A 20,317-nucleotide genomic window follows, 5' to 3' on the forward strand; every position below is an offset into this window, starting at 1 on the left:
CTAGATTCGGAAGGTTTTGAGTAGCTGTCGGCCCAGGGTCGCCAGTAAAAGGACCGTCAGGACAATGACGAGGCCAGGCAGCGTGGTCAACCACCAGGCGGTCCCGAGATATTGCCGTCCTTCGGCGATCAGTAGGCCCCATTCCGGGGTGGGTGGTGGGGCGCCAAAGCCGAGGAAGCCTAACCCGGAGATGGCGAGGATTGCCGCACCCAGGTCAACCGCCAGCAACGCGAGGACGGGTCCGCTGGCATTCGGCAGGAGGTGGCGGGTAATGACTGACCAAAAAGTTCCACCGTTGAGGAATGAAGCCTCGATGAAGTCAAGATTGCGCACCCTCAACACCTCTGATCGGACCACTCGGGCGAAGGAGGCGACCGAGGCGATGCCGATGCCGACGCCCAGCGAAATTGGCCCGGGGGAGAAGGCGGTGACTATGACGAGCGAGATGAGAAAGCCGGGCACGGCCAGCAGCACGTCCACCAGCCGCATCGCTGTGGTGTCGGCGGCCCGTCCCGCGGTTGCGGCAATGATCCCGACGAGCGTGCCCACCACCAGACCGATGAGGACCGCGAGTCCCGCGGTGAGGAGGGTCTGACGCGTACCGAACACCACCCGGGTGAAGACGTCCCGGCCGAGATGATCGGTGCCGAAAATGTGGTCAGCGTCGGGTGCACGAAAGTTGTCGCCCGGCACCCCGTCGAGTGGAGAGAACGAGGTGAACAGGTCGGGAGCGAGCGCCCAGGCGGCGACGACGGTCAGGGGCGCCGCCGTCAACCAGAGGGACGGGCTACGAAGCGGTCCGCGCCGTCGTCGGGCTGACGGCACAGGAGCGGTCTCGGGCACCGCCGCCCCGAGGCCGGGACCGCCGTTCCTGCCTGGACCTGGATCTGCAGTCAGTACTGGAGGGGGGAGATTATTGGTGGTTGGCACAGGGAAACCTTTATCGAAGGGAGGTCATCAAGCAGCAAGGGCCCGGGGGGCGCCATCTCGACTGCTGGTGAGGATGCGGGGATCAAGGAGCGGATACAGGAGGTCAACTGCCAGGTTGACCACCACAAAGATCGAAGCCGTCAGGAGCACCAGTCCCTGCACCAACGGCACATCCTGGGTGGTGACTGCCGTCAGGACCACTGACCCGAGACCCGAGCGGGCGAAGACGGTTTCAGTGATCACCGACCCGGCGAAAAGCGTTCCAACCGTGATGCCCATGATTGTCAGGGCGGGACCCGCAGCGTTCTTCAGCGCGTGACGGAAGAAGATCCAGGACCGTGAGGCACCCTTCGCCCGGAGCACATCTATGAAGGGCTGGTCATAGACGTGGTTGATGCTCTTGAGCAGCACCTGGGCCAGGGGAGCGGACACGACAGTGGCCAGTACCAGTACCGGGACGGCGAGGGACAGAAAGGAACCATCGGGGAACAACGACATGACTCCCCAGCGGATGGAGAGCAGATCGAGCAGCACAAGACCGAGCCAGAATGCTGGAATGGCCGCGAACAGGGGAGGCACGTTCACTAAAACCCGACGGATCACCGTCGAACGGGTGAGTGTCGCGGCGCCGACAAGGGAAACGGCGATGAGTACCGCAGTGATGAAGGCGGCGCCGGCCAGGGCGACGGTCGACCCGGCGACTCCACTGATCCGGTCCCACACTGACTGTCCGGAAGCCAGCGAGTACCCGAAATCACCGGAGAAGAGCCCCACCAGCTGGTTCAGGTATTGCGTCAGCAACGGCTGGTCATAGCCGTACTGACTCTTCATGGCGTCGATCGCTGATTGATCGACCGCTGAGTCGGCGGTCAGGAAAATTGTTACCGGATCGCTGGGCAGAAGCTGTACGGCGAGAAAAACCGCAGTGTAGGCGAGCCACACCACCAACAGGGCCTGACCTATCCGTTGCAAGAGATAGCGGATCATGGACGCTACCCGCCGGTTTTCCAGGCACCCTGGAATACCGGGGCGGTGCCGGACGTGAATTCAATCTGGGTCCCGCTGTGGGCACCGTAAACCTGGACCTCGTCCCAGAGCACCAGGGAGTAGGCCTTATCCACCACCAACGCATACTGTTCGTCGGCCAGCAGCTCATCGCGCTCTTCGAGTGAGGTTGCCGCACGCTCGGCCGCGAAGATCGCGTTGAGGTCTTCGTCGCTGGTGTGCGTCATGGTGTTGTTTTCCGGCTCGAAGATCGGGCCGAGACCGCCGTAGATGAACTGTCGGGTGCCGAAAAACTCCACCGCTGGGTCAGGCATTGCTGAGGCGAGAAAGGTGTTGTCGCCGGCGCGGTTGTTGAGCTTGACACCAATCTCACGCCACTGCTGTTCAATCAGCTCGAAGGCCGGTTTGATGACAACCGAATTGTTGGAACTAGTGACGGTCACCTCGAGTGCTATTCCGTCTTTGGCCCGGATGCCGTCGGCCCCGACTTTCCAGCCCGCCTCGTCGAGCAGCTGTCGTGCTTCCTCGGGCTGGTATTCGAGTTCTTCGGACAGGTCGGTGAAGCCGGGTGCCCGGTGGTTCAGGACCGAGGCAGCCAGTTCGTAGCTGTCGGACAGGACGGTGTCCTTGAGACTTTGCCGGTCAATACCAATCTGCAGGGCCCGGCGGACGTTCTCGTCGGCCAGCTTCCCGCTGCCGACCCGGACCGCGGCCATGTTCACTGTCAGGTCCACGCCCTTCGCCGGGAGAACCTGATTACCGGTCGCAGCGAGGGTTTCCTCGTCCACCGGCTGGAGGCCCCTCACCAGGTCGACCTGCCCCGACTGGACCGCCCCAGCACGATGGGCGACCTCCGGCAGGTATTTGACGACGACCTTATCGAGGTACGCGTCACCCTGGTTGTCAGCGGTTTCCGGCGCCCAGGCGTAGTCCGGGCGCTTGGCCAGTACTACTTCCTCATCAGGCTTCTCGGACTCGAAGGTGAAGGGTCCGGACCCGGATATCTGGGAGATGGCTGATTGCCCTGCCGCATCCAGCTCAAGTGTTGCGGGGGACACCAACCCGGCGGTGACCGAGGTGGTGGCCCGCAGGAAGTTCGCGTTAGGGGAGGACAGCGTCACCAGCACCTGATCAGCGCCGATCACCTCGGCCGACTCGTACCCGGCGAAGTCCACGTTCGGTTGAATCTGGGCCGCCTCAATCCCAAAGCCCTGGGCGTCGAGGTTCAGTTTGACTGCCTCGGCGTCTACCGGGGTGCCATCACTGAACGTCACATCGGGTCGAATGGTGAAGGTGAACTCGGTTGCGTCTGCGTTGGCGGAGAACTCGGAGGCTATCCAGGGGACAATCTTACCCTGGTCGGCGTCGAAATACGTCAGGCGGTCCAGGACGCTGTTGAGGACATTGGACTTTTCATAGAACCTCGCTGACTGGGTCTGCCAGTTATTGATGGGGGTCACCTCGGCATATACCAAGGTGCCGCCCTCGACCGGCTGTCCACTGGCCACACTTTCACCCGGAGCGGTGGTGGCGGTCGAACCGCAGGCGGTGAGCGCCACTGCCGTAAGGCCGATGAGCGCCGCTACCCGCAGGGACCGCCGGCGTGGACCGGGATTGGGCGGTAGGACGTTGTGGTGTGAGACGGTGCGGGAAATCATGTCGATCCTCTCAGTCGTGATCGAGGTGCCCTACCCACGCACGCTGAAGCATCTGACCGCCAGGAATGGGGTCGACACCAACGGGGGATAAAACTTTCTCCATCGGTCCTGGCAGTAGCACCGGCCCGAGGGGTGGTTGCTGCGGCTTCAACGAGCCAGGTCTCTCAGCCGCTCTGGATGGTTGTTCAGTCCGGGGGAGCGATACCCTGCGGACTACGGCGATCTAATCGCATAATGATGGGGCGATCAAGAAAGTCCTGATCTGTACGACTTCCGACGCAACATTCAGCATTGGCAGGCCGGTGCAGGTGGGTATACATTTCGGTATGAGAGAGATCAGCACGGAGTGGCGGGTGATCGATAACGTTGCGACGGCATGGTTCGACGCGCGTTCGCTGACCGTCGGGGCGGCGCTGGCCCGACGCATCCTGGAGTTGACACCCGGGGTCGGGACCGATCTGCGCAGGACCGGCGTCCGAGTGCGCCTCGACTCGGACCGCCACACCGAGACAGTATCGGCGGCTGCGCAGGATCTTGGGCTAACGGCGAACCCTGCCGTGCTGCAGCAACTGAGCGTCGTCGTCGAATCCCCAAATCCATCTGGGGTGAGGGCATTCTGGCAACGCGTGCTCGACTACGCGCCTGCTGACAACGGCGGTCTGGCGGATCCGTTGCGGCGCGACCCCGCGCTACGGATCCGGCAGTCGACCGAGCCGCGGCCGTTGCGAAACCGCATCCACCTGGACGTGGTGCGGCCGCCTGCGGAGGTCGAGCGGGCGGATCTTGGTCCCGCATCAGGACCGTTCGAAGTCCGTCACACCGACCCCGACGGCAACGAGGTAGACCTGGTGCCTGGCGCGGCGCTCGGCGGGGGAATCGGCACAGCCGACTGGCAGACGGTGTTCAGCGCGATGGCGTGCTACCGCACCACCTCATCGACCCAGCAGCGAGACCTGACCACCGCAGCAGCGGCCCTGGCCGATAACACGGGCTTCCCGCTGCTCATCGATTTACGCCCCGGGCTGGTGATCTTCGACAGCGGCAAGGACCAGTGGGAGGGCGCCGCCGACGGTCTCGACCCCGATTTCGCCCACCTCGCTGGGGGACTGCAGACCGTGGCACGCGAACTCGGAGCCACTGCGGACCACGGGCTGCCACGCTTCCCCCAACTCTTCTTCGACGCCGCCGACGTCGAGGCGGTTCGTGCGTTCTGGGTCGCCGCACTCGGATACACCCGCGACCAGCGGGCCGGGGTCAGCGACATCCAGGATCCGCTGCAGCTGAACCCCGTGTTGGTATTCCAGGAGATCGACGCTTCCGAAACCGAGCGCCGTCGCCAGCGCAACCGCCTACACGTCGAGCTTGACGTGCCGCCGGACCTTGCGCAGACGCGCCTCGCCACCAGCGTCGCTGCTGGTGGCAGGCTCCTTGACGAATCCGAGGATCACTGGCGGGTCGCCGACCCAGAAGGCAACGAGTTGGTGATCGTCAGTAGTTCATAATCTTCCGTCAGGTTGGCGGTAAAGGGAGTTCCGGATCCGCTGCTGAACCCTTCCCGGAAACGCCGATAATCTACATTATGTCACCTAACGGATATCTGGTGGTCAGAAACACGAGTCTTTCGTCATGGTCATTTTGATTCGCGCGTCAGAGACGTTGGTGTCCGGCCACTGCTCAGAGCGCACCTCAATTCCCGATGCAGTTCCCTGGCGGACACCTGCGGCGATTGATACTGCGGTCACCACATTAACCTGCTCCCCTGGGCCGATGACGTAGCCCTCAGCCGGTTCGGCCCGGTCCAGTATGGCTTGAACCTCAGGGTCCTTTGTTAGCGTCGAGCTCACGCCGAGGGTAGTGCCTGGGCCTGACTGCATCGGAATAATGTAGGCGTCCTCCACCACCATGTCCTGAGCATCCAGCAGCTTCACTTCCGTGACGGTGACCGGCTAATCTCCGTTGTTGGTGATTATCTCACCAACGAGAGTTTTCCCCTCGCTTGGCGGCACATCCACGAAGCACATTTCGTCGGTGCCCCCATCAGTGAGGACGCTGGAATATCCCGGGCTGACGGAGCAGCCCGCCCCTGCCATCAGGAGGGCAAGTGCGAGCAGGGTGGTCGCGCTGTTTCGCTTCGCATGCATTCTGTCCTCGGTTCAGCGATTCTTGCGGGGCTTCAGCAATTCCACCGACCCTGCTGGAATAATCTCAATCTCGGCCCCAAGCCCGGACGCGCCGCACTCGAAGCTAAACACTCCGAAGTCGCTTATGCAAGAGGTAGATCGACTCCGCCACGTGATCCCCAATGGCGAGCATCCCGGGCGGACCTGTGACCCCGGCGCCGTCGTAGCTCGATAGAGAGGAGCCGGCCTTAGCCGATCGTTGTGCTCGTCCCGTCGATGCTATCCAGGACATAGACCACCTCGGCGGCGTCCGGCCACCCTTCAAGGAGGCCTTCGACATGATCGACGCCTTCCTGGTTCGTTGCCTCTGCTGTGATGTGGTCAATCATGCCGTCGAGGACTTGTACGAGCACCTGATGTGATGCGCCGTCCTGCCCAATGAAGCGGGCCCGCACCGGATATACCTGATTGTGCGGCACAGCGCGGGGCAACCCTTCAGGGACCTTGAAGTATGCGGTGCCTGTGAACTCGTCGTCCCAGTAGACCTCCTCGGCGGCATCCAGCTGGGCGCGGAGCTCCTGAGCCCCTCTTTCCTCGCTGGCGCTGAGGATGCCCCCCACCAGTTTTCGAACTTTGCTGTCCAGCGGCCGTACCTGTTCGGACTGATCCTCGAGCATGGCCAGGAACTCCCGCCTTCTGGCTGCAGCACGATCACCAACGAATCCGGCGGCGATGAACGCTGCCGTACCGGCGGCCATCCATCGTCGCGGGTGCTGTATCCCGACCTGGCGCAGCTTGTTCTCCAGTCGCAAATCGATAGCCTCACTGGTGTCAGCGAAACGAAGCGTGGCAGCTCCTGTAACGACCCCGGCCAGAGCCCTGAGCGGTAGCCGCTTGCCGCCGATCGTAACGCCAACGTAGAGCCCCGACACTACGGCCGAGACCACCCGCATGACGCGGCGCTGCTGTCCGTCCAGCCTGGAAGGATCGACGAGCGTGACGGCGCCCATGACGGCGGTTGACGCGACACCGAAAGCTGGTGACGCCGGATCGACGAGTGAATAGCGTTTCTCATTGGTCATGGGTGGTCCTCTCGAGGCGGGTTTTTCACTGGGATCGAACAAACCCCACGTCCCCTACCGCTAGCCTGCTGCGATGGCACGAGCCGTATGAAACGATCTCTACATGTGGTTTGAATCGTGGGATCAGATTATCCGAGTACTCATCATTGGATCGGTATCGTATGCCGCGCTGGTGGTGCTCCTGCGGGCGTCAGGCAAACGTACCCTTAGCCAGCTCAATGCTTTTGACTTCATCGTCACCGTTGCCCTGGGATCTACACTTGCCACCATCCTGCTCAGTGCTGAGGTCTCCTTCGCCCAGGGACTGACTGCACTGGTGCTACTGGCGTCGCTTCAGTTGGTGGTCGCCGCGATGTCGGCACGTTGGCCCCGAATACGGTCGTTGGTCACGGCCAAGCCGGTTGCCCTGGTCCTTGGAGGGCAACTGCAGGCTGACGAACCGCGCAGGAACCGTCTGACGGAATCCGAGGTACGTCAGGCAATTCGCACCGCTGGCTCAGGAGACCTATCTGACATTGCGGCTGTGATACTCGAAACCAACGGCACCCTCAGTGTCATTCCTACGGACAAGATCGGTAGCGGATCCGCGCTCGACGAAGTCACCAATTGGCCAGGTGCCGGTACGCCATGACCAGCCCCCATGACGGAGTAGGCTCCGACTCACCGCTTGGGGCACGCCTGCGATCGGCCGAAGAACTGGCGCGGCGGCTCGACAAACCGATGGGCATCCTGGGCATCATTTTCCTGTTCATAGTGCTCGGACAGGTGCTGGCTGAGGATCCGACGCTTGTCCTGGTGTTCAGTATTGTCGGCTGGCTGTTCTGGGTAATTTTCGTGGGTGAGTTTCTGTTGCGAGCCTACATCGCCAGTTTCAGTGCCGCGTTCTGGCGGAAGAACTGGTGGCAGGTAGTTTTCCTGCTTGTCCCGTTCCTCAGATTTTTTAGGGCGCTGCAGGCGTTCAGGATGTTGCGGGCGGCTCGCTTCGCGCGGTTCGGCGGAATCCTCTCTGCCAGCGTGCGAGGCTCCAGATCCGCTGGCAGACTGCTTTCCGGCAGAATCGGCTGGCTTGCGGCAGTGACAGCGGTAGTGATTCTTGCCGCTAGCCAATTGCTCTATGCCACCGGGTCCCACGAGTCCTACACCGACGCCTTGTTCGAAGCCTCGATGGCAACAATTACCGGTACCGGGATCACTCCGACAGACCATTTCGCCCGCGCACTCCAGGTGCTGCTGGCCATCTACTCTGTGGCGGTTTTCGCGACCCTCGCCGGTTCCCTCGGAGCGTTTTTCCTCAGGGACCAATCTCCCACGGTGGAGTCCGGACAGCCGGCCGACGGCGCTCCCCCGCTTTCGGAAGATAGTGCCCAGAAAAGTGGCTCATCCCCGGCTAAGTGGTTGCGCGACCGCTAGTGTACTGGTGCACCACTCTTGTGTGGCCCAGGGGGTCCAGGCGCCATTTGTGACCGTCACCCAGCACGCGCCCGGACTGCCCACGCCGTCGCGTCGATCATAAACGGCGGTGCGGGAAGCAGTTCGGCGCAGGCCTTCCGGAGATACTCCCGACCCGTGGGGTCCAGCCCGTTCATATAATCACCGGCCGGCCCGACGCCGAGAGTGAAGGGCTCCCACCAGCCAGCGAATGAGTCGAACTCCACCCGCACGCTGAGACTCCCCTGCTCAATCTCGTTCAAACCCGCGGCCTCGAACAATTCGGCCAGGTGCCCCTCAGCGGTCCCCGCACGCCTAGCCTCTGATGCCGTGGGTCCGCCGACCTCCTCGACGGCCCGCCAGAAGGTGGCCAGCGGTCCGCGGCCGCCAGCGTTATCCCAGACACACGCTGCCACTACCCCACCGTTGCGCGTCACCCGGCCCATTTCCCGCAGGCCCGCCACCGGATCCCTCATGAAGTGAACCACCAGCTGCGCCAACGCGATATCGAACACGCTGTCAGGAAAGGGCAGCTCCTCGGCTGTGCCGGGACGGATGTCGACTCCGGGGAGCCGGGTCCGCGCCGCAGCAACGAACGGCTCTGACGGGTCGACCGCCGCAACCAGGCCAGCGCCCACCCTAGATACCAGCCGGGCCGTCAGAGCTCCGGGGCCGCACCCCACGTCGAGGCACCGGAAACCAGCTCCGACGTCAACCAGCCGGACAAACTCTGCAGCCAGAGGCACTGAGTACTGGCCCATGAGCCGGTCATAGGCGTCAGCTGCTACGGTGAAACTCACCCTCCCAACCTACTCCGACGGCCGTTACGCCGGTAGGGGCGAAGCGGCTCCGGTTCCGGGCGTCAATGGTTGCCGGGAACCCCCACCGGGCGTAAGGTCCCGTCATGGACATCATTCTGGTTCCCGGTTTCTGGCTTGACGCGTCGTCATGGGATGACGTGACTCCCCCGCTCACGGCTGCTGGACACCACGTCCATCCGCTCACCCTTCCCGGCCTGGAAGCCAAGGATGCGCCCCGGGCCGGCATCGGCCTCCGCCAGCACATCGACGCCGTCGTGGCCGCTATCGATGCAGTGGACCGGCCTGTGGTGCTGGTCGGACATTCGGCGGGCGGTGCCATCATCTACGGCGCTATCGACCAGCGGCCCAACCATGTGCTCCGCGGGATCTATGTGGATAGCGGACCGCTCGGCGAGGGTGGCGTGATCAACGACCAGCTGCCAGCGGACGGCAATGAAATCCCGCTCCCGGCCTGGGATGTCTTCGACGCTGAGGACCTCGTTGACCTCGACGACGACGTCCGGCAGGCGTTCATCCGCCGAGCTATCCCGCAGCCCCTGGGGGTGGCCACCGACCAGCAGCGGCTGGTCGACGAAGGCCGCTTCAGGGTGCCGGCGACGGTTATCTGCTGCGAGTTCACCTCTGAACAACTTCAGCACTGGATGGATGCGGGCGATCCGAACGTTTCCGAACTGACCCATATCCACAATGTCGAGTATGTCGATCTGCCCACCGGTCACTGGCCCCAGTTCACCCGGCCGGCGGATCTCAGTGCGGCGATCCTCGCCGCCGTCGACCGCTAGGCTATCGCCGACCGCCACCTCAGGCCAGAAAAGTAGTGGCCCTGCAGGTAAGCGGTAGCGCAACCACTCATCTGCAGGGCCCCCACTTTTCTGCGCAACTGGGTTCCGCGCAACTGGGTTCCGCGCAACTGGGTGCTGCGCAACACCGGTGCAGGGAGAGTCCCAGAGCGCTAGGAGCCGTTGATATTGACCAGCCAGGCGACCCCATACCGGTCTTTGCACATGCCGAAACTGTCTCCCCACGGTGCTCGCTCCATCGGGACAGTCACCGTGCCGCTGCCTGATAGTTTGTCCCAGTAGCCGCGGAGCTCCTCCTCATCCTCGCCGCTCAGCGACACCGAGAAAGTGTCCCCTTCCGTGTACTCCATGCCGGCAGGGATGTCGGCGCCCATCAGCATCAGCCCGCCTTCAGTTTCGAGCTGCCCATGCATGATCTTTTCCGCATCGGCCGGGTCCTGGGCCGCCTGGAACTCATCAAAAGTGCTCATGGTCAGCTCGCCAGCGAAGACCGACTGGTAGAAGGTCATGGCCTCCCGGGCGTTGCCTTTGAAATTGAGGTACGGATTGAGTCGGGTAGCCATGGTGATCTCCTTCGATTCTGACGGAAGCTAGCAGGTGCAGGCCCGGGGCCTGAGCGGCGCTCCTACCAACCCGGTGGGAGTCAGCCGGTGGCGGCAAACCGTTTGGCAGACCGTGCCTTGTGTTTCTCGGCTTCAACCTCTCGGTCCTTGGGCGGCGCGGTGGTGACGAGGTCCGCGAGCAGATGCGCTGTCACATGGGCTATGCGTTCGACGGCGGCGTCAAACGCCTCCTGATTTGCCTTCGACGGTCTGGTGGAACCACTGACTTTGCGGACGAATTGCAGGGCCGCCGCGTGAATCTCGTCGTCTGTGGCTGACGGTTCAAAATTGGACAGAGTTCGAATATTTCTGCACATATTCCATAGCGTAGGCCTAGTTCACCCCGGGGGGAATAGCCTCCTCAGTTCCCGATTGCGCCCTCACCATGCCTAGAGTTGAAGCACTCCCCAGCGAAGGATCACGATGCATTTCGAACGACACGGCAGCGGTACTCCCCTCCTCCTGGTGCACGGCCTGGGCTCAAGCCTTCGCACCTGGGACCCGATCATGCCGGCGCTGACCGCCGGGCGGGAAGTGACCGCCGTGGACCTGCCGGGGTTCGGCAACACGCCGCCGCTTATCGGGCCGGTGACGATCGGCACGCTGACGGATACCGTCGAACGTTTCATCGAAAGCGAGGGCCTACAGGACACAGCTCTGGTGGGCAGTTCGATGGGTGCCCGAATTGTCCTTGAGCTGGCACGGCGCGGTCATCCGGGCAGCACTGTTTCACTTGACCCCGGAGGGTTCTGGACCGACCGTCAACGGCTGATCTTCGGTACCAGCATCACCGCCTCGGTCGCCCTGGTACGCGCAATCCAGCCCGCGCTCCCCTTCCTGACCGGCACAGCCATTGGTCGCAGCGCGCTGCTGGCGCAGTTCTCGGCTAAACCCTGGCAGCTCGATCCTGGTCTGGTCCTCACCGAGCTGCAGGGTTTCGCGTCCTCGCCAGGACTGGACGAGGCCCGCCGGTCCCTGATCGAAGGGCCCACCCAGCAGGGCGCCCCCGCCGGATCCCTCTCCGGCAACGTGGTGATTGGGTGGGGGCGACGCGACCGGGTGACCTTCCCCAGCCAGGCGGCCACCGCCCAGCAGCGCTTCCCTGATGCGACTTTGCACTGGTTCGAGGAGAGCGGACACTTCCCACACTGGGATCAGCCCGCGGAGACAGCCCGGCTGATTCTCGACAGCACCTCGTGAACGTGCCGCGCCTCAGCAAAAACGCCCCCGCCGAAGGGCGGACCCGACCAACCGGCCGGGCCGTAGCGGGCTGGCTTGCTGCGGACCTGGTGCTGATCACTGGATTCGCAGCGACCGGGCGGTCCACCCATGAGTCGGGACTGGCGATCCTCGGCGTCCTGGGCACTGCCGCACCCTTCCTCACCGCCTGTCTCCTCACCTGGGGCGCGTCCAGGGCCTGGCGGTCGCCGTCGGCGCTGTGGCCGACGGGGATGCTGATCTGGCTGGGTACCGCCGTCGGCGGATTGGGGATTCGAGCCTTACTTGGCGGCGGCATGGCGATCAGCTTCCAGCTGGTCGCCGTCCTGGTGCTCGGTGCGGTGCTGCTCCTCCCCCGCGCTATCGCTGCCATGGTCCTGCGGTGGCGGAGCACTTCACGATAAGTTAGCCGAAGAGTTTGTTCCCCAGCCAGTCCCCCACCATTGCCTAGGAGACCCCCAATGATCACCGCATTTGTTTTGATCCAAACTGATGCCTCCCGGATTCCGGAGTGCGCGCAGGAAATTTCCGAAATCGAAGGAATCAGCGAGGTCTATTCGGTGACCGGCGAATGGGACCTCATTGCCATTGCCCGGGTCAGCCGCCATGAGGACCTCGCGGACGTCATCGCCGACCGACTGTCCAAGATTGAGGGCGTGGAGTCGACCACCACCCAGATCGCGTTCCGCTCCTACTCGAAGCACGATCTGGACACCGCCTTCTCGTTGGGCTTCGAAGGCTAGGATGCGCGTTGAGATTGCGGTTCAGGACACTGCCGGGGCGGCGATCGCGTACGACGCCGGTGCGGTGCGGTCCGAACTCTGCGTTGCCCTGCCGCTGGGCGGTCTGACGCCCTCGGTCGGTCTGATTCGGCAGATCAGAACAACAGTCCCCGGGCTGCCGCTGAACGTGCTGATCCGTCCGCGTCCAGGGGGTTTTGTCTACTCTCCCGCGGAACTGGAGCTGATGGCCGGCGACATCTCGGCTGCCGCGGACGAGGGCGCGGCTGGCATTGTGGTGGGGGTCCTGTCGGGCTCCGGCGGGGTGGATGCTGGTGCCGTCAGGGCCTTGCGGCAGGCCGCCCCAGGGCTTGAATACACCTTCCACCGCGCGATCGACCACACTCCTTCGCCGCTTGCCGCCCTCGACGCGATCGCTGCTGCCGGTTTCACGCGGGTCCTGACCTCCGGCGGGGCTCTGACCGCGGGGCAAGGCATCGCAGCCCTGCAATCGATGGCGGCCGCTGGCAGCGGCCTAACCATCCTGGCCGGGGGCGGGGTGACCATCGGCGACCTGCCGGCGCTCGCCGCGGCAGGGATTTCCGAAGTCCACCTCTCGGCCAAGTCGGTTCACCGCCCCAGCGGCTCCGGCGTGCCACTCGGCGCGTCAGACACGGAAGGCGCCAGCTATCAGGTCACCGACCCGTTGCTGGTCGCCGCAGTCATAGATCAGGCCACCCGGCTGGGCTAGGCGACACCACCGGTTACCCGCACCCACTTCTCGAGCGAACCCTGCGCTGCCCCCGAGTCAATCGAATGCTCCGCACGCAGCATTGCCGCATTGATCCGGTCGATCAACGGCGTGTCGTGAGCCACGTCGAACGCCACCAGGCCTGCAGCAGCATTGAGCACGACGGCGTCCCGGACCGGCCCCCGCTCCCCCGCCAACAATGCCCGCACCACGCGCGCGTTGCTGGCACCGTCGGCCCCCCGGAGGGCCTCCACCGGCGACACCGGCAACCCGAAGTCGGCCGGGTGGACCTGCTGCTCCGTCACCGTCCCGCCGCGGACCTCCCAGATGGTCGAGGAGCCACTGGTCGTCAGCTTGTCCCGACCGTCGCTGCCCCGGAACACCAGGGCCCGGATCCCCCGCGCCGCCAATACTCCCGCCATCAGCGGCGCCATCCGCTCGCTGGCGCATCCCATGGCTTGAGCATCGACCCCAGCCGGGTTGCTCAGCGGGCCAAGAAAGTTGAAGGTCGTGGGGACACCCAGTTCACGCCGCGGGACCGCGACGTGGCGCATTGACGGATGGAACACCTGGGCGAAGCAAAAGGTGATTCCCGCCTCCTCGGCCGAACGGGCGACGTCGTCGATCGAGAGATCCAGCCGGACACCCAGCGCCTCGATCACGTCTGCCGCGCCGGCCGACGACGAAGCACTGCGGTTTCCGTGCTTCACCACTTTCGCCCCGGCGCCCACGGCCACCAGCGACGACATGGTTGAGATGTTGAGCGTGTTGAGCCCATCCCCGCCGGTGCCCACAATGTCCAGGGTGGGCCCTGGCACGTCGATGCGGTGGGCCCGAGCCAGCATTGCCTCGACCAGCCCGACCAGTTCACCGACCGTCTCCCCCTTGCTTCTCAAACCGACGAGGAATCCCGCGATCTGGGCATGGGAAGCGTCGCCCTCCATGATCTGGTCCATCGCCCAGCGGGTCTGATCGGAGGTGAGATCGTCCCCCCGGATCAGCGCGGAGATGAGTACGGGCCAGGTCGGGGATCCGCCGTCGGGGCTTGAAATCGTCGTCACACCTCAAGGTTATCTACGAATTGTAGAAAGTCATCTGTTCACTACTTCCGCGCCGTTACTGGGATGCCGAGTCCTTCGCGGTGCCGGGGACGCGCCGGGGCATCCCCAGCATTGGTGAACTGGCCCTTTTTAGAGACATAATGGCTCTGTGACATCTGCGACTCAAGCCCCCAGCACCACGGCGCATCCAACGCTGAACCGCCCCAACATGGTCTCCGTAGGAACCGTCGTTTGGTTGTCCAGTGAATTGATGTTTTTTGCCGGACTATTCGCCATGTACTTCACCCTGCGTTCCACCTCGAGTGAGATGTGGGCAATGGAGACTGAAAAGCTGAACGTACCGTTCGCCTTGATTAACACGATCATTCTCGTGCTGAGCTCGGTGACCTGCCAGTTCGGTGTATTCGCAGCCGAGCGGTTGCAAGCACGCCGCACCGGCAGCGTCTTCTCCCCCCTCAAGTGGGGAATGATCGAATGGTTCCTCCTGACCTTCCTCATGGGTTCCATCTTCGTTGCGGTTCAGGGCTACGAGTACGCGGTATTGGTTTCGGAAGGCGTCTCCCTTTCATCCAACGCCTACGGCTCGTCGTTCTACCTGACCACTGGGTTCCACGGTCTCCACGTGCTGGGCGGGCTGATCGCCTTCCTCTTCATCATCGGCCGCGGATTCGCCGCGAAACGGTTCGGTCATTTTGAGGCCACCTCAGCAATTGTTGTGTCGTACTACTGGCACTTTGTTGATGTTGTCTGGATTGCGCTGTTCATCATCATCTATTTCCTGAAGTAACCCTTAGTTAAACACTCTTCTACTAGGTGTAGAATTCCATCAAGTGGTACCGGCAGTGATTGCACGACAGAAGGCAGGAACCAGCAAGTGAAGGCACTTTCGCAAAGGCGACGTCATCCCCTGGCAGCGGTAGCTTTGTTGCTCATCGGATTACTCTTCACGGGCGGCGTCTATGCCCTGGCGAGCAGCACCAATGACGCCCAGGCCCAGTCCTTCTCGGCCGACGAGGTCGACGAGGGCGAGAAGCTCTTCATCGCCAACTGCGCCACCTGCCACGGCATGGGCGCAGTCGGATCCGATAACGGCCCGTCATTGGTTGGCGTCGGTGCCGCATCGGTGGACTTCCAGGTGGGCACCGGGCGCATGCCGATGCAGATGCAGGGACCCCAGGCGCAGGTAAAGCCACCACAGTTCGACGACGAGCAGACCATGCAGATGGCCGCTTATGTCGCCTCCCTGGGTGCCGGCCCAGCCATTCCGAGCGAGGACATGCTCGACACGTCCGACGCCGACCCAGCAAACGGTGGAGTTGTCTTCCGCGTCAACTGCGCAATGTGCCACAACGCGGCAGCTGCCGGCGGCGCGCTGACTCGCGGCAAGTACGCTCCGGCACTGTCCGGCTCGACGGCGAAGCACACCTACGAGGCAATGGTTACCGGCCCGCAGAACATGCCAGTGTTCAGCGACGCGAACATCACCCCCGAGGACAAGCGCGACGTTATTGCGTTCCTCGAGACCATCGACGAGCAGGGCTCCCCCGGTGGAGCCGACCTCGGTTCGCTGGGTCCAGTCTCTGAAGGTCTGTTCATCTGGGTCGCAGGGCTAGGCGTCATTATCGCGTTCACTGTCTGGCTGACGGCCCGGTCGTCCTAAACCACATGACGCTCCATCAGCTGCCTCAAGGCTGCACCACCACACTTAACAACAGACCACAAGCGAAGTTTTATCAGAAGGATGCGAGGGATCATGGCCGATCATAGTCACGGCAGTCCAGAGAGTACTGGCGTCGTTGCTAGGCCCGGTCAGGGCGATGTGCAGAAGTTCCAGAACCCTGGCTTGCCTCCACACCGTCCCCGCCTGGCTGACCGGGATCCGCGTGCGGAGAAGCGCGCGGAGCGACAGGTAGCGATTCTGTTCCTGGTGTCGATTATTGGCACCATCCTGTTTTTCGTTGGGTACTTCCTCATCCCCCTGGACGAGACCATCGAGACGCTCCGCCTGCAGAACCTGACGCTCGGCCTCGGCACGGCGTTCGCGATGCTCGGCATCGGCGTGGGAATTGTTCACTGGGCCAAGACACTCATGCCTGACCACGAAGTATCCGAGGACCGGCATGAGATCCGCACCGAAGCCGACCGCGCCGATGCAGAAAAGATCATCAACGACATCGTTGAGGAAACCGGCATCAAGCGTCGCCCACTTATCCGCAACACCCTCCTTGGGGCGATGCTTCTGGCACCGCTTCCGGCCGTCTTCATCTTCCGCGATCTGGGTCCCTTGCCTGGCAACGTGCTGCGCCAGACCTACTGGGACTCCGGAGTCCGTCTTGCCCGGGACCCCAGCGGTACCCCTATCAAGGCTTCAGACGTCACCATCGGGTCGGCTTTCCACGTCATCCCTGAAGGGCTCTCGGATTCTGAGCATTATCTGGAAGAGAAGGCCAAGGCGGTTGTCCTGCTGATGCGCCTGAACCCCGAGTCGCTGAATCCCTCCCCAGGCCGTGAGGACTGGGGCTATGAAGGCATTGTTGCCTACTCCAAGATTTGCACGCACGTGGGTTGCCCTGTTGCTCTGTACGAACAGCAGACCCATCACCTGCTCTGCCCGTGCCACCAGTCGACGTTCGACCTCACGCAGGAATGCAAGGTCATCTTCGGACCGGCCGTACGACCGCTACCGCAGCTGCCCATCGCCGTTGATGACGAGGGCTACCTCATCGCCACAAGCGATTTTCAAGAGCCAGTAGGACCGAGTTTCTGGGAGCGTGGCTGACATGAGCAGCACGACATCGCAAAGTACCTACCAACCCAAGACAAGCGTTGGCAAGATCACCAACTACGTTGACTCACGAGTCGGCGGATCCGGGATGGTCAAGGAGTTCGGGCGGAAGATCTTCCCCGATCACTGGACTTTCATGTTCGGTGAGGTGGCGCTGTACTCCTTCGTGATCCTGCTCCTGTCAGGAACCTTCCTGACCTTCTTCTTCGATCCCTCGATGGCAGAAACCCACTATGACGGTAGCTATGTGCCGTTGCGCGGGGTCGAAATGTCCGAGGCTTACGCCACGGCGTTGAACATCTCCTTCGATGTCCGCGGCGGGCTGTTCATGCGGCAGGTCCACCACTGGTCTGCGTTGCTCTTCGTCGCAGCAGTCTCCGTGCACATGCTCCGCGTCTTCTTCACTGGTGCGTTCCGGCGTCCCCGCGAACTGAACTGGGTTGTCGGTTGCGTTCTGTTGATCCTGGCCATGGCTGCCGGTTTCACCGGTTACTCACTCCCCGATGACCTGCTGTCCGGTAACGGCCTGCGCATCATCGACGGCGTCATCAAGGCCGTCCCGGTTGTTGGCACGTACATCAGCTTCTTCCTCTTCGGCGGCGAATTCCCCGGCACAGTGGTTATTCCACGGCTTTACGTGCTGCATATCCTGCTGATCCCCGCGATCATCCTGCTGATGATCGTCATCCACCTCTTCATGGTGGTGACCCACAAGCACACCCAGTTCCCCGGCCCAGGCCGGACGAACGACAACGTGGTCGGCTTCCCCGTCGGCCCGGTCTACGCAGCGAAAGCCGGTGGATTCTTCTTCATCGTGTTTGGCATCGTCGCAGCGATCTCGGCGGCGTTCACGATCAACCCGATCTGGAACTACGGCCCGTACGATCCCTCCCCCGTGTCGGCTGGCACCCAGCCCGACTGGTACATCGGTTGGGTGGACGGTGCGTTGCGCCTCATGCCGGGGTGGCTCGGTGGGCTGCCGCTGGAGTGGAACATCCCGATGCCATGGGGCGTGAACACCCTGTCGCTGAACGTGTTGCTTCCCGCCCTCGTTCCTGCCGGAATCGTGTTCGGCCTGATGTTCGCCTGGCCGTGGATTGAGTCCTGGTTGACCAAGGACAAGCGGGAACACCACCTGCTCGACCGTCCGCGCAACGCACCGTTCCGCACCGCGGTTGGCGTGTCCGGCGTAGTGTTCTACTGCGTCATGTGGGCAGCGGCCAGCTCGGACCTCATTGCCACCCACTTCTTCGTATCCCTGAACGATGTGACCTACTGGCTGCGGGTGCTGTTCTTCGTGGGCCCGATCATCGGCTTCATGGTGGCACAGCGTATTGCTCTGGCTCTCCAGCGCAAGGATCGCGAGATCGCCCTGCACGGTCGGGAAACCGGCCGGATTGTGCGGCTCCCGCACGGCGAGTTCATCGAGGTCCACGAACCACTCGACGAATACAAGCGCTACAACCTGGTCAACTACGAGTCTGCAGGAGTGTTGCCGGCCGAGGCGGATGTCAACGGACACGTCACCCGGACCGAGAAGGCCCGCGGCTGGCTGTCACGCTTCTTCTTCGAAGACAGGGTGGCACCGGTAACGCCTGCGGAGTTGGCGGCAGCGCATTCTCACACACACCACGACGAGATCGCCGAGCAGCACGACAAAGCGGCAATCTCCAAGTAGCACGACACGATAAAGAACCCGGTCCAGCGCATAGCTGGATCGGGTTCTTTCGTTGGCGCATATCCGGCTATGCGGGACAGCTCCGGCCCGTAGGGCAAGGATTGCCCTACGGGAACCGGCGGATCTGACTCCGGGGGCAGTTCCTGCAGGGTTTGGCCCTACTGGCCTGAAGCGCTAGCTAGGGACTGTTCAACCGCTTCGCCGTATAAGCGCGCGGGGACCGTACGCCGGGGCGCTGGAGTGGCACCCAGAGCTTGTACCGGTCCGCCCGGTAATAGGACACCGAGTAGTCGATCATCGACCTGGCCACGTAGGCGTGCCGCTGGATTTTCAGGAGGGGCGCCCCCAAATCCACGTTCAGCAGCCTGGCGATCGAAGCAGAGGCCGCGGTCGCCTCGATGGTGTCCTCGCCCCATTCCATCAGCAGGCCGAACCGTTCGCTCAAAACGTTGTACAGCGACGTCGGCGCCGGCTCGTCAAGAATCCCCGGCACCCGGTGGGCCGGGATGAAGTTCTCGTCGACGCTCATCGGCTCTCCATCCGCGAGCAGTTGGCGTCTGAACCGGACCACCGGCTGGCCTTGCTCGAGTTGCAGCTCGCGGGCAATCAGCGGGGTTGCCCCGATCTGTTCGAAGCTCAGTACCCGCGCGTCGGGAACCATACCCCGCCGGTGCATCTCCTCGCTGTAGGAGGTGAGCTTCATTTGCAGGTCCAGCTTGGTATGTGCGACGAATGTCCCCAGTCCCACGATGCGCTCCAGCACCTCCTCGGCGACCAGGGCATCGATCGCGTGCCGGACGGTCATGCGTGCCACCCCGAAGTGTCTGGTCAACTCTCGTTCAGAGGGAATGGCGGTACCAGGCTCGGCGTGGTCAATGATCAGCTGGCGGAGGATCTCGCGGAGCTGCACGTGTTTCGGCGCCGTGGACTCAGGATTCAGCCCTCCCTCAAGGGAGAGCAATAGGGTACTCGACAACGGGAAAGCCTTTCAGGAGCCTTGGAAGAACGCGGCTGCTTTCAGTCTAAAGGGCTCCCCCGGATCGTTGATTTACCCGCGAAATCGAGGGTATCGTTGAGTATCGCTATATATCGTTAGATGATTCAAGGGAGAGCGCAATGCGGAATTCATACCCAGCAGGCGGGTTCAGCGGAAACAACATTGACGGCATGTGGCAGGCGGTCGAAGAGCTGCGGTCACGGTTCGATAAGCGCACCGGAACCCGGGCGGGACGGGGCGAGGTACGGTCGGCGATTCTTGCCCTGCTCGCGGAAAGGCCCATGCACGGCTACCAGATCATCCACGAAATCGAGGAGCGGAGTGGTGGCAGCTGGAAGCCAAGCGCCGGCTCGGTCTATCCGACTCTGCAGCTACTTTCCGATGAGGGGTTTATCAGCGCCGAGGAATCCAACGGCCGGAAAATCTATTCGCTGACCGAAGCGGGTCGGGAAGAAGTAGCCGGTGCGGGCGGAGCAGCGCCCTGGGCTATGGGCCACGAGGCCGGCACCGGGTTCGGCGCGCTGCCGAAGGCCGGAGTTGAACTTGCCCAGGCCGCGGCCCAGGTGGGGCGTACCGGAACACCTGAACAGGTCCAGGAAGCCGTCAAGGTGCTCAATGAAGCCCGACGCCGGCTGTACTCGATCCTTGCCCAGGACTGACGG

General features: G+C 63.0%; 24 protein-coding genes and 1 riboswitch. Of the genes, 13 read left to right on the top strand and 11 right to left on the bottom strand.

Annotated features, from left to right (window positions below; all coding sequences use genetic code 11):
* From ACX80T_RS04045 to ACX80T_RS04055, 3 genes are all read right to left on the bottom strand, one after another.
* The gene (locus ACX80T_RS04045) at window positions 1-774 is read right to left on the bottom strand and encodes an ABC transporter permease (protein WP_019482731.1); all 774 of its coding nucleotides are present in this window, start codon (window positions 772-774) and stop codon (window positions 1-3) included.
* A 183-nt stretch (window positions 775-957) separates the two neighbouring features.
* Window positions 958-1,917, bottom strand: a complete 960-nt coding sequence (locus ACX80T_RS04050; protein ID WP_019482732.1) for an ABC transporter permease — start codon at window positions 1,915-1,917, stop codon at window positions 958-960.
* A 5-nt stretch (window positions 1,918-1,922) separates the two neighbouring features.
* Window positions 1,923-3,593 carry an ABC transporter substrate-binding protein gene (locus ACX80T_RS04055; protein ID WP_459303765.1) on the bottom strand — a complete coding sequence of 557 codons (1,671 nt, stop codon included), beginning with the start codon at window positions 3,591-3,593 and terminating at the stop codon, window positions 1,923-1,925.
* 96 nt (window positions 3,594-3,689) lie between these two features.
* Window positions 3,690-3,777, bottom strand: a riboswitch (SAM riboswitch).
* Between the two features lie 142 nt (window positions 3,778-3,919).
* Between ACX80T_RS04055 and ACX80T_RS04060 the strand changes: the two genes are divergently transcribed.
* Window positions 3,920-5,095, top strand: coding sequence for a VOC family protein (locus ACX80T_RS04060; protein WP_459303766.1), 1,176 nt, complete (start codon window positions 3,920-3,922; stop codon window positions 5,093-5,095).
* 102 nt (window positions 5,096-5,197) lie between these two features.
* On the opposite strand, the gene ACX80T_RS04065 is transcribed toward ACX80T_RS04060, so the two are convergent.
* The 3 genes from ACX80T_RS04065 to ACX80T_RS04075 form a co-directional block, all read right to left on the bottom strand.
* Window positions 5,198-5,521 carry a hypothetical protein gene (locus ACX80T_RS04065; protein WP_459303767.1) on the bottom strand — a complete coding sequence of 108 codons (324 nt, stop codon included), beginning with the start codon at window positions 5,519-5,521 and terminating at the stop codon, window positions 5,198-5,200.
* An 18-nt stretch (window positions 5,522-5,539) separates the two neighbouring features.
* A complete protein-coding gene (locus ACX80T_RS04070; RefSeq protein ID WP_459303768.1) occupies window positions 5,540-5,734 on the bottom strand; it encodes a hypothetical protein in 195 nt (64 codons plus the stop codon).
* A gap of 227 nt (window positions 5,735-5,961) precedes the next feature.
* Window positions 5,962-6,795, bottom strand: coding sequence for a hypothetical protein (locus ACX80T_RS04075; protein ID WP_459303769.1), 834 nt, complete (start codon window positions 6,793-6,795; stop codon window positions 5,962-5,964).
* 103 nt (window positions 6,796-6,898) lie between these two features.
* Here ACX80T_RS04075 and ACX80T_RS04080 point away from each other — a divergent pair, with 103 nt between their 5' ends.
* Window positions 6,899-7,426, top strand: coding sequence for a DUF421 domain-containing protein (locus tag ACX80T_RS04080; RefSeq protein ID WP_459303770.1), 528 nt, complete (start codon window positions 6,899-6,901; stop codon window positions 7,424-7,426).
* Window positions 7,423-8,205 carry a hypothetical protein gene (locus tag ACX80T_RS04085; RefSeq protein WP_459303771.1) on the top strand — a complete coding sequence of 261 codons (783 nt, stop codon included), beginning with the start codon at window positions 7,423-7,425 and terminating at the stop codon, window positions 8,203-8,205. Before ACX80T_RS04080 ends, ACX80T_RS04085 begins: the two co-directional genes overlap by 4 nt.
* A 56-nt stretch (window positions 8,206-8,261) precedes the next feature.
* On the opposite strand, the gene ACX80T_RS04090 is transcribed toward ACX80T_RS04085, so the two are convergent.
* On the bottom strand, window positions 8,262-9,023 hold the full coding sequence (locus tag ACX80T_RS04090; protein ID WP_459303772.1) for a class I SAM-dependent methyltransferase: 762 nt from the start codon (window positions 9,021-9,023) through the stop codon (window positions 8,262-8,264).
* Window positions 9,024-9,127: 104 nt separating this feature from the next.
* Between ACX80T_RS04090 and ACX80T_RS04095 the strand changes: the two genes are divergently transcribed.
* Entirely contained in the window at window positions 9,128-9,826 is a 699-nt protein-coding gene (locus ACX80T_RS04095; protein ID WP_019482741.1) for an alpha/beta fold hydrolase, read from the top strand.
* A 170-nt stretch (window positions 9,827-9,996) separates the two neighbouring features.
* On the opposite strand, the gene ACX80T_RS04100 is transcribed toward ACX80T_RS04095, so the two are convergent.
* Both ACX80T_RS04100 and ACX80T_RS04105 read right to left on the bottom strand, forming a co-directional pair.
* The gene (locus tag ACX80T_RS04100; protein ID WP_459303773.1) at window positions 9,997-10,407 is read right to left on the bottom strand and encodes a VOC family protein; all 411 of its coding nucleotides are present in this window, start codon (window positions 10,405-10,407) and stop codon (window positions 9,997-9,999) included.
* An 80-nt stretch (window positions 10,408-10,487) separates the two neighbouring features.
* A complete protein-coding gene (locus ACX80T_RS04105; protein ID WP_019482743.1) occupies window positions 10,488-10,763 on the bottom strand; it encodes a DUF2277 domain-containing protein in 276 nt (91 codons plus the stop codon).
* Between the two features lie 106 nt (window positions 10,764-10,869).
* Between ACX80T_RS04105 and ACX80T_RS04110 the strand changes: the two genes are divergently transcribed.
* The 4 genes from ACX80T_RS04110 to ACX80T_RS04125 are packed head-to-tail and all read left to right on the top strand — an operon-like array spanning window position 10,870 to window position 13,134.
* Complete coding sequence (locus tag ACX80T_RS04110; protein WP_459303774.1) at window positions 10,870-11,646, top strand: alpha/beta fold hydrolase; 777 nt, start codon at window positions 10,870-10,872, stop codon at window positions 11,644-11,646.
* Window positions 11,643-12,068, top strand: coding sequence for a DUF3054 domain-containing protein (locus ACX80T_RS04115; protein WP_019482745.1), 426 nt, complete (start codon window positions 11,643-11,645; stop codon window positions 12,066-12,068). The genes ACX80T_RS04110 and ACX80T_RS04115 overlap by 4 nt, the downstream gene beginning before the upstream one ends.
* Before the next feature lie 57 nt (window positions 12,069-12,125).
* Window positions 12,126-12,407, top strand: coding sequence for an Lrp/AsnC family transcriptional regulator (locus ACX80T_RS04120; protein ID WP_019482746.1), 282 nt, complete (start codon window positions 12,126-12,128; stop codon window positions 12,405-12,407).
* A 1-nt stretch (window position 12,408) separates the two neighbouring features.
* Window positions 12,409-13,134: a copper homeostasis protein CutC gene (locus ACX80T_RS04125; protein ID WP_459303775.1), complete on the top strand. Its 726-nt coding sequence runs from the start codon at window positions 12,409-12,411 to the stop codon at window positions 13,132-13,134.
* On the opposite strand, the gene trpD is transcribed toward ACX80T_RS04125, so the two are convergent.
* A complete protein-coding gene (gene trpD, locus ACX80T_RS04130; protein ID WP_459303776.1) occupies window positions 13,131-14,195 on the bottom strand; it encodes an anthranilate phosphoribosyltransferase in 1,065 nt (354 codons plus the stop codon). The two genes, ACX80T_RS04125 and trpD, sit on opposite strands and share 4 nt — an antisense overlap.
* A 148-nt stretch (window positions 14,196-14,343) precedes the next feature.
* Between trpD and ctaE the strand changes: the two genes are divergently transcribed.
* From ctaE to qcrB, 4 genes are all read left to right on the top strand, one after another.
* Window positions 14,344-14,982: an aa3-type cytochrome oxidase subunit III gene (ctaE, locus tag ACX80T_RS04135; RefSeq protein WP_024476554.1), complete on the top strand. Its 639-nt coding sequence runs from the start codon at window positions 14,344-14,346 to the stop codon at window positions 14,980-14,982.
* Window positions 14,983-15,069: 87 nt separating this feature from the next.
* Window positions 15,070-15,855 carry a cytochrome bc1 complex diheme cytochrome c subunit gene (gene qcrC, locus ACX80T_RS04140; protein ID WP_024476553.1) on the top strand — a complete coding sequence of 262 codons (786 nt, stop codon included), beginning with the start codon at window positions 15,070-15,072 and terminating at the stop codon, window positions 15,853-15,855.
* Window positions 15,856-15,948: 93 nt separating this feature from the next.
* Entirely contained in the window at window positions 15,949-16,974 is a 1,026-nt protein-coding gene (qcrA, locus tag ACX80T_RS04145) for a cytochrome bc1 complex Rieske iron-sulfur subunit (RefSeq protein ID WP_459303777.1), read from the top strand.
* A gap of 1 nt (window position 16,975) precedes the next feature.
* Complete coding sequence (gene qcrB / locus ACX80T_RS04150) at window positions 16,976-18,658, top strand: cytochrome bc1 complex cytochrome b subunit (RefSeq protein ID WP_459303778.1); 1,683 nt, start codon at window positions 16,976-16,978, stop codon at window positions 18,656-18,658.
* A gap of 178 nt (window positions 18,659-18,836) precedes the next feature.
* Here the strand turns inward: qcrB and ACX80T_RS04155 are convergent, their stop codons facing one another.
* Window positions 18,837-19,619, bottom strand: coding sequence for a GntR family transcriptional regulator (locus ACX80T_RS04155; RefSeq protein ID WP_035747752.1), 783 nt, complete (start codon window positions 19,617-19,619; stop codon window positions 18,837-18,839).
* Window positions 19,620-19,774: 155 nt separating this feature from the next.
* Between ACX80T_RS04155 and ACX80T_RS04160 the strand changes: the two genes are divergently transcribed.
* Complete coding sequence (locus ACX80T_RS04160; protein ID WP_019482754.1) at window positions 19,775-20,314, top strand: PadR family transcriptional regulator; 540 nt, start codon at window positions 19,775-19,777, stop codon at window positions 20,312-20,314.
* Window positions 20,315-20,317 lie beyond the last annotated feature (3 nt).

The sequence above is a fragment of the Arthrobacter sp. Sr33 genome, from assembly GCF_054511195.1.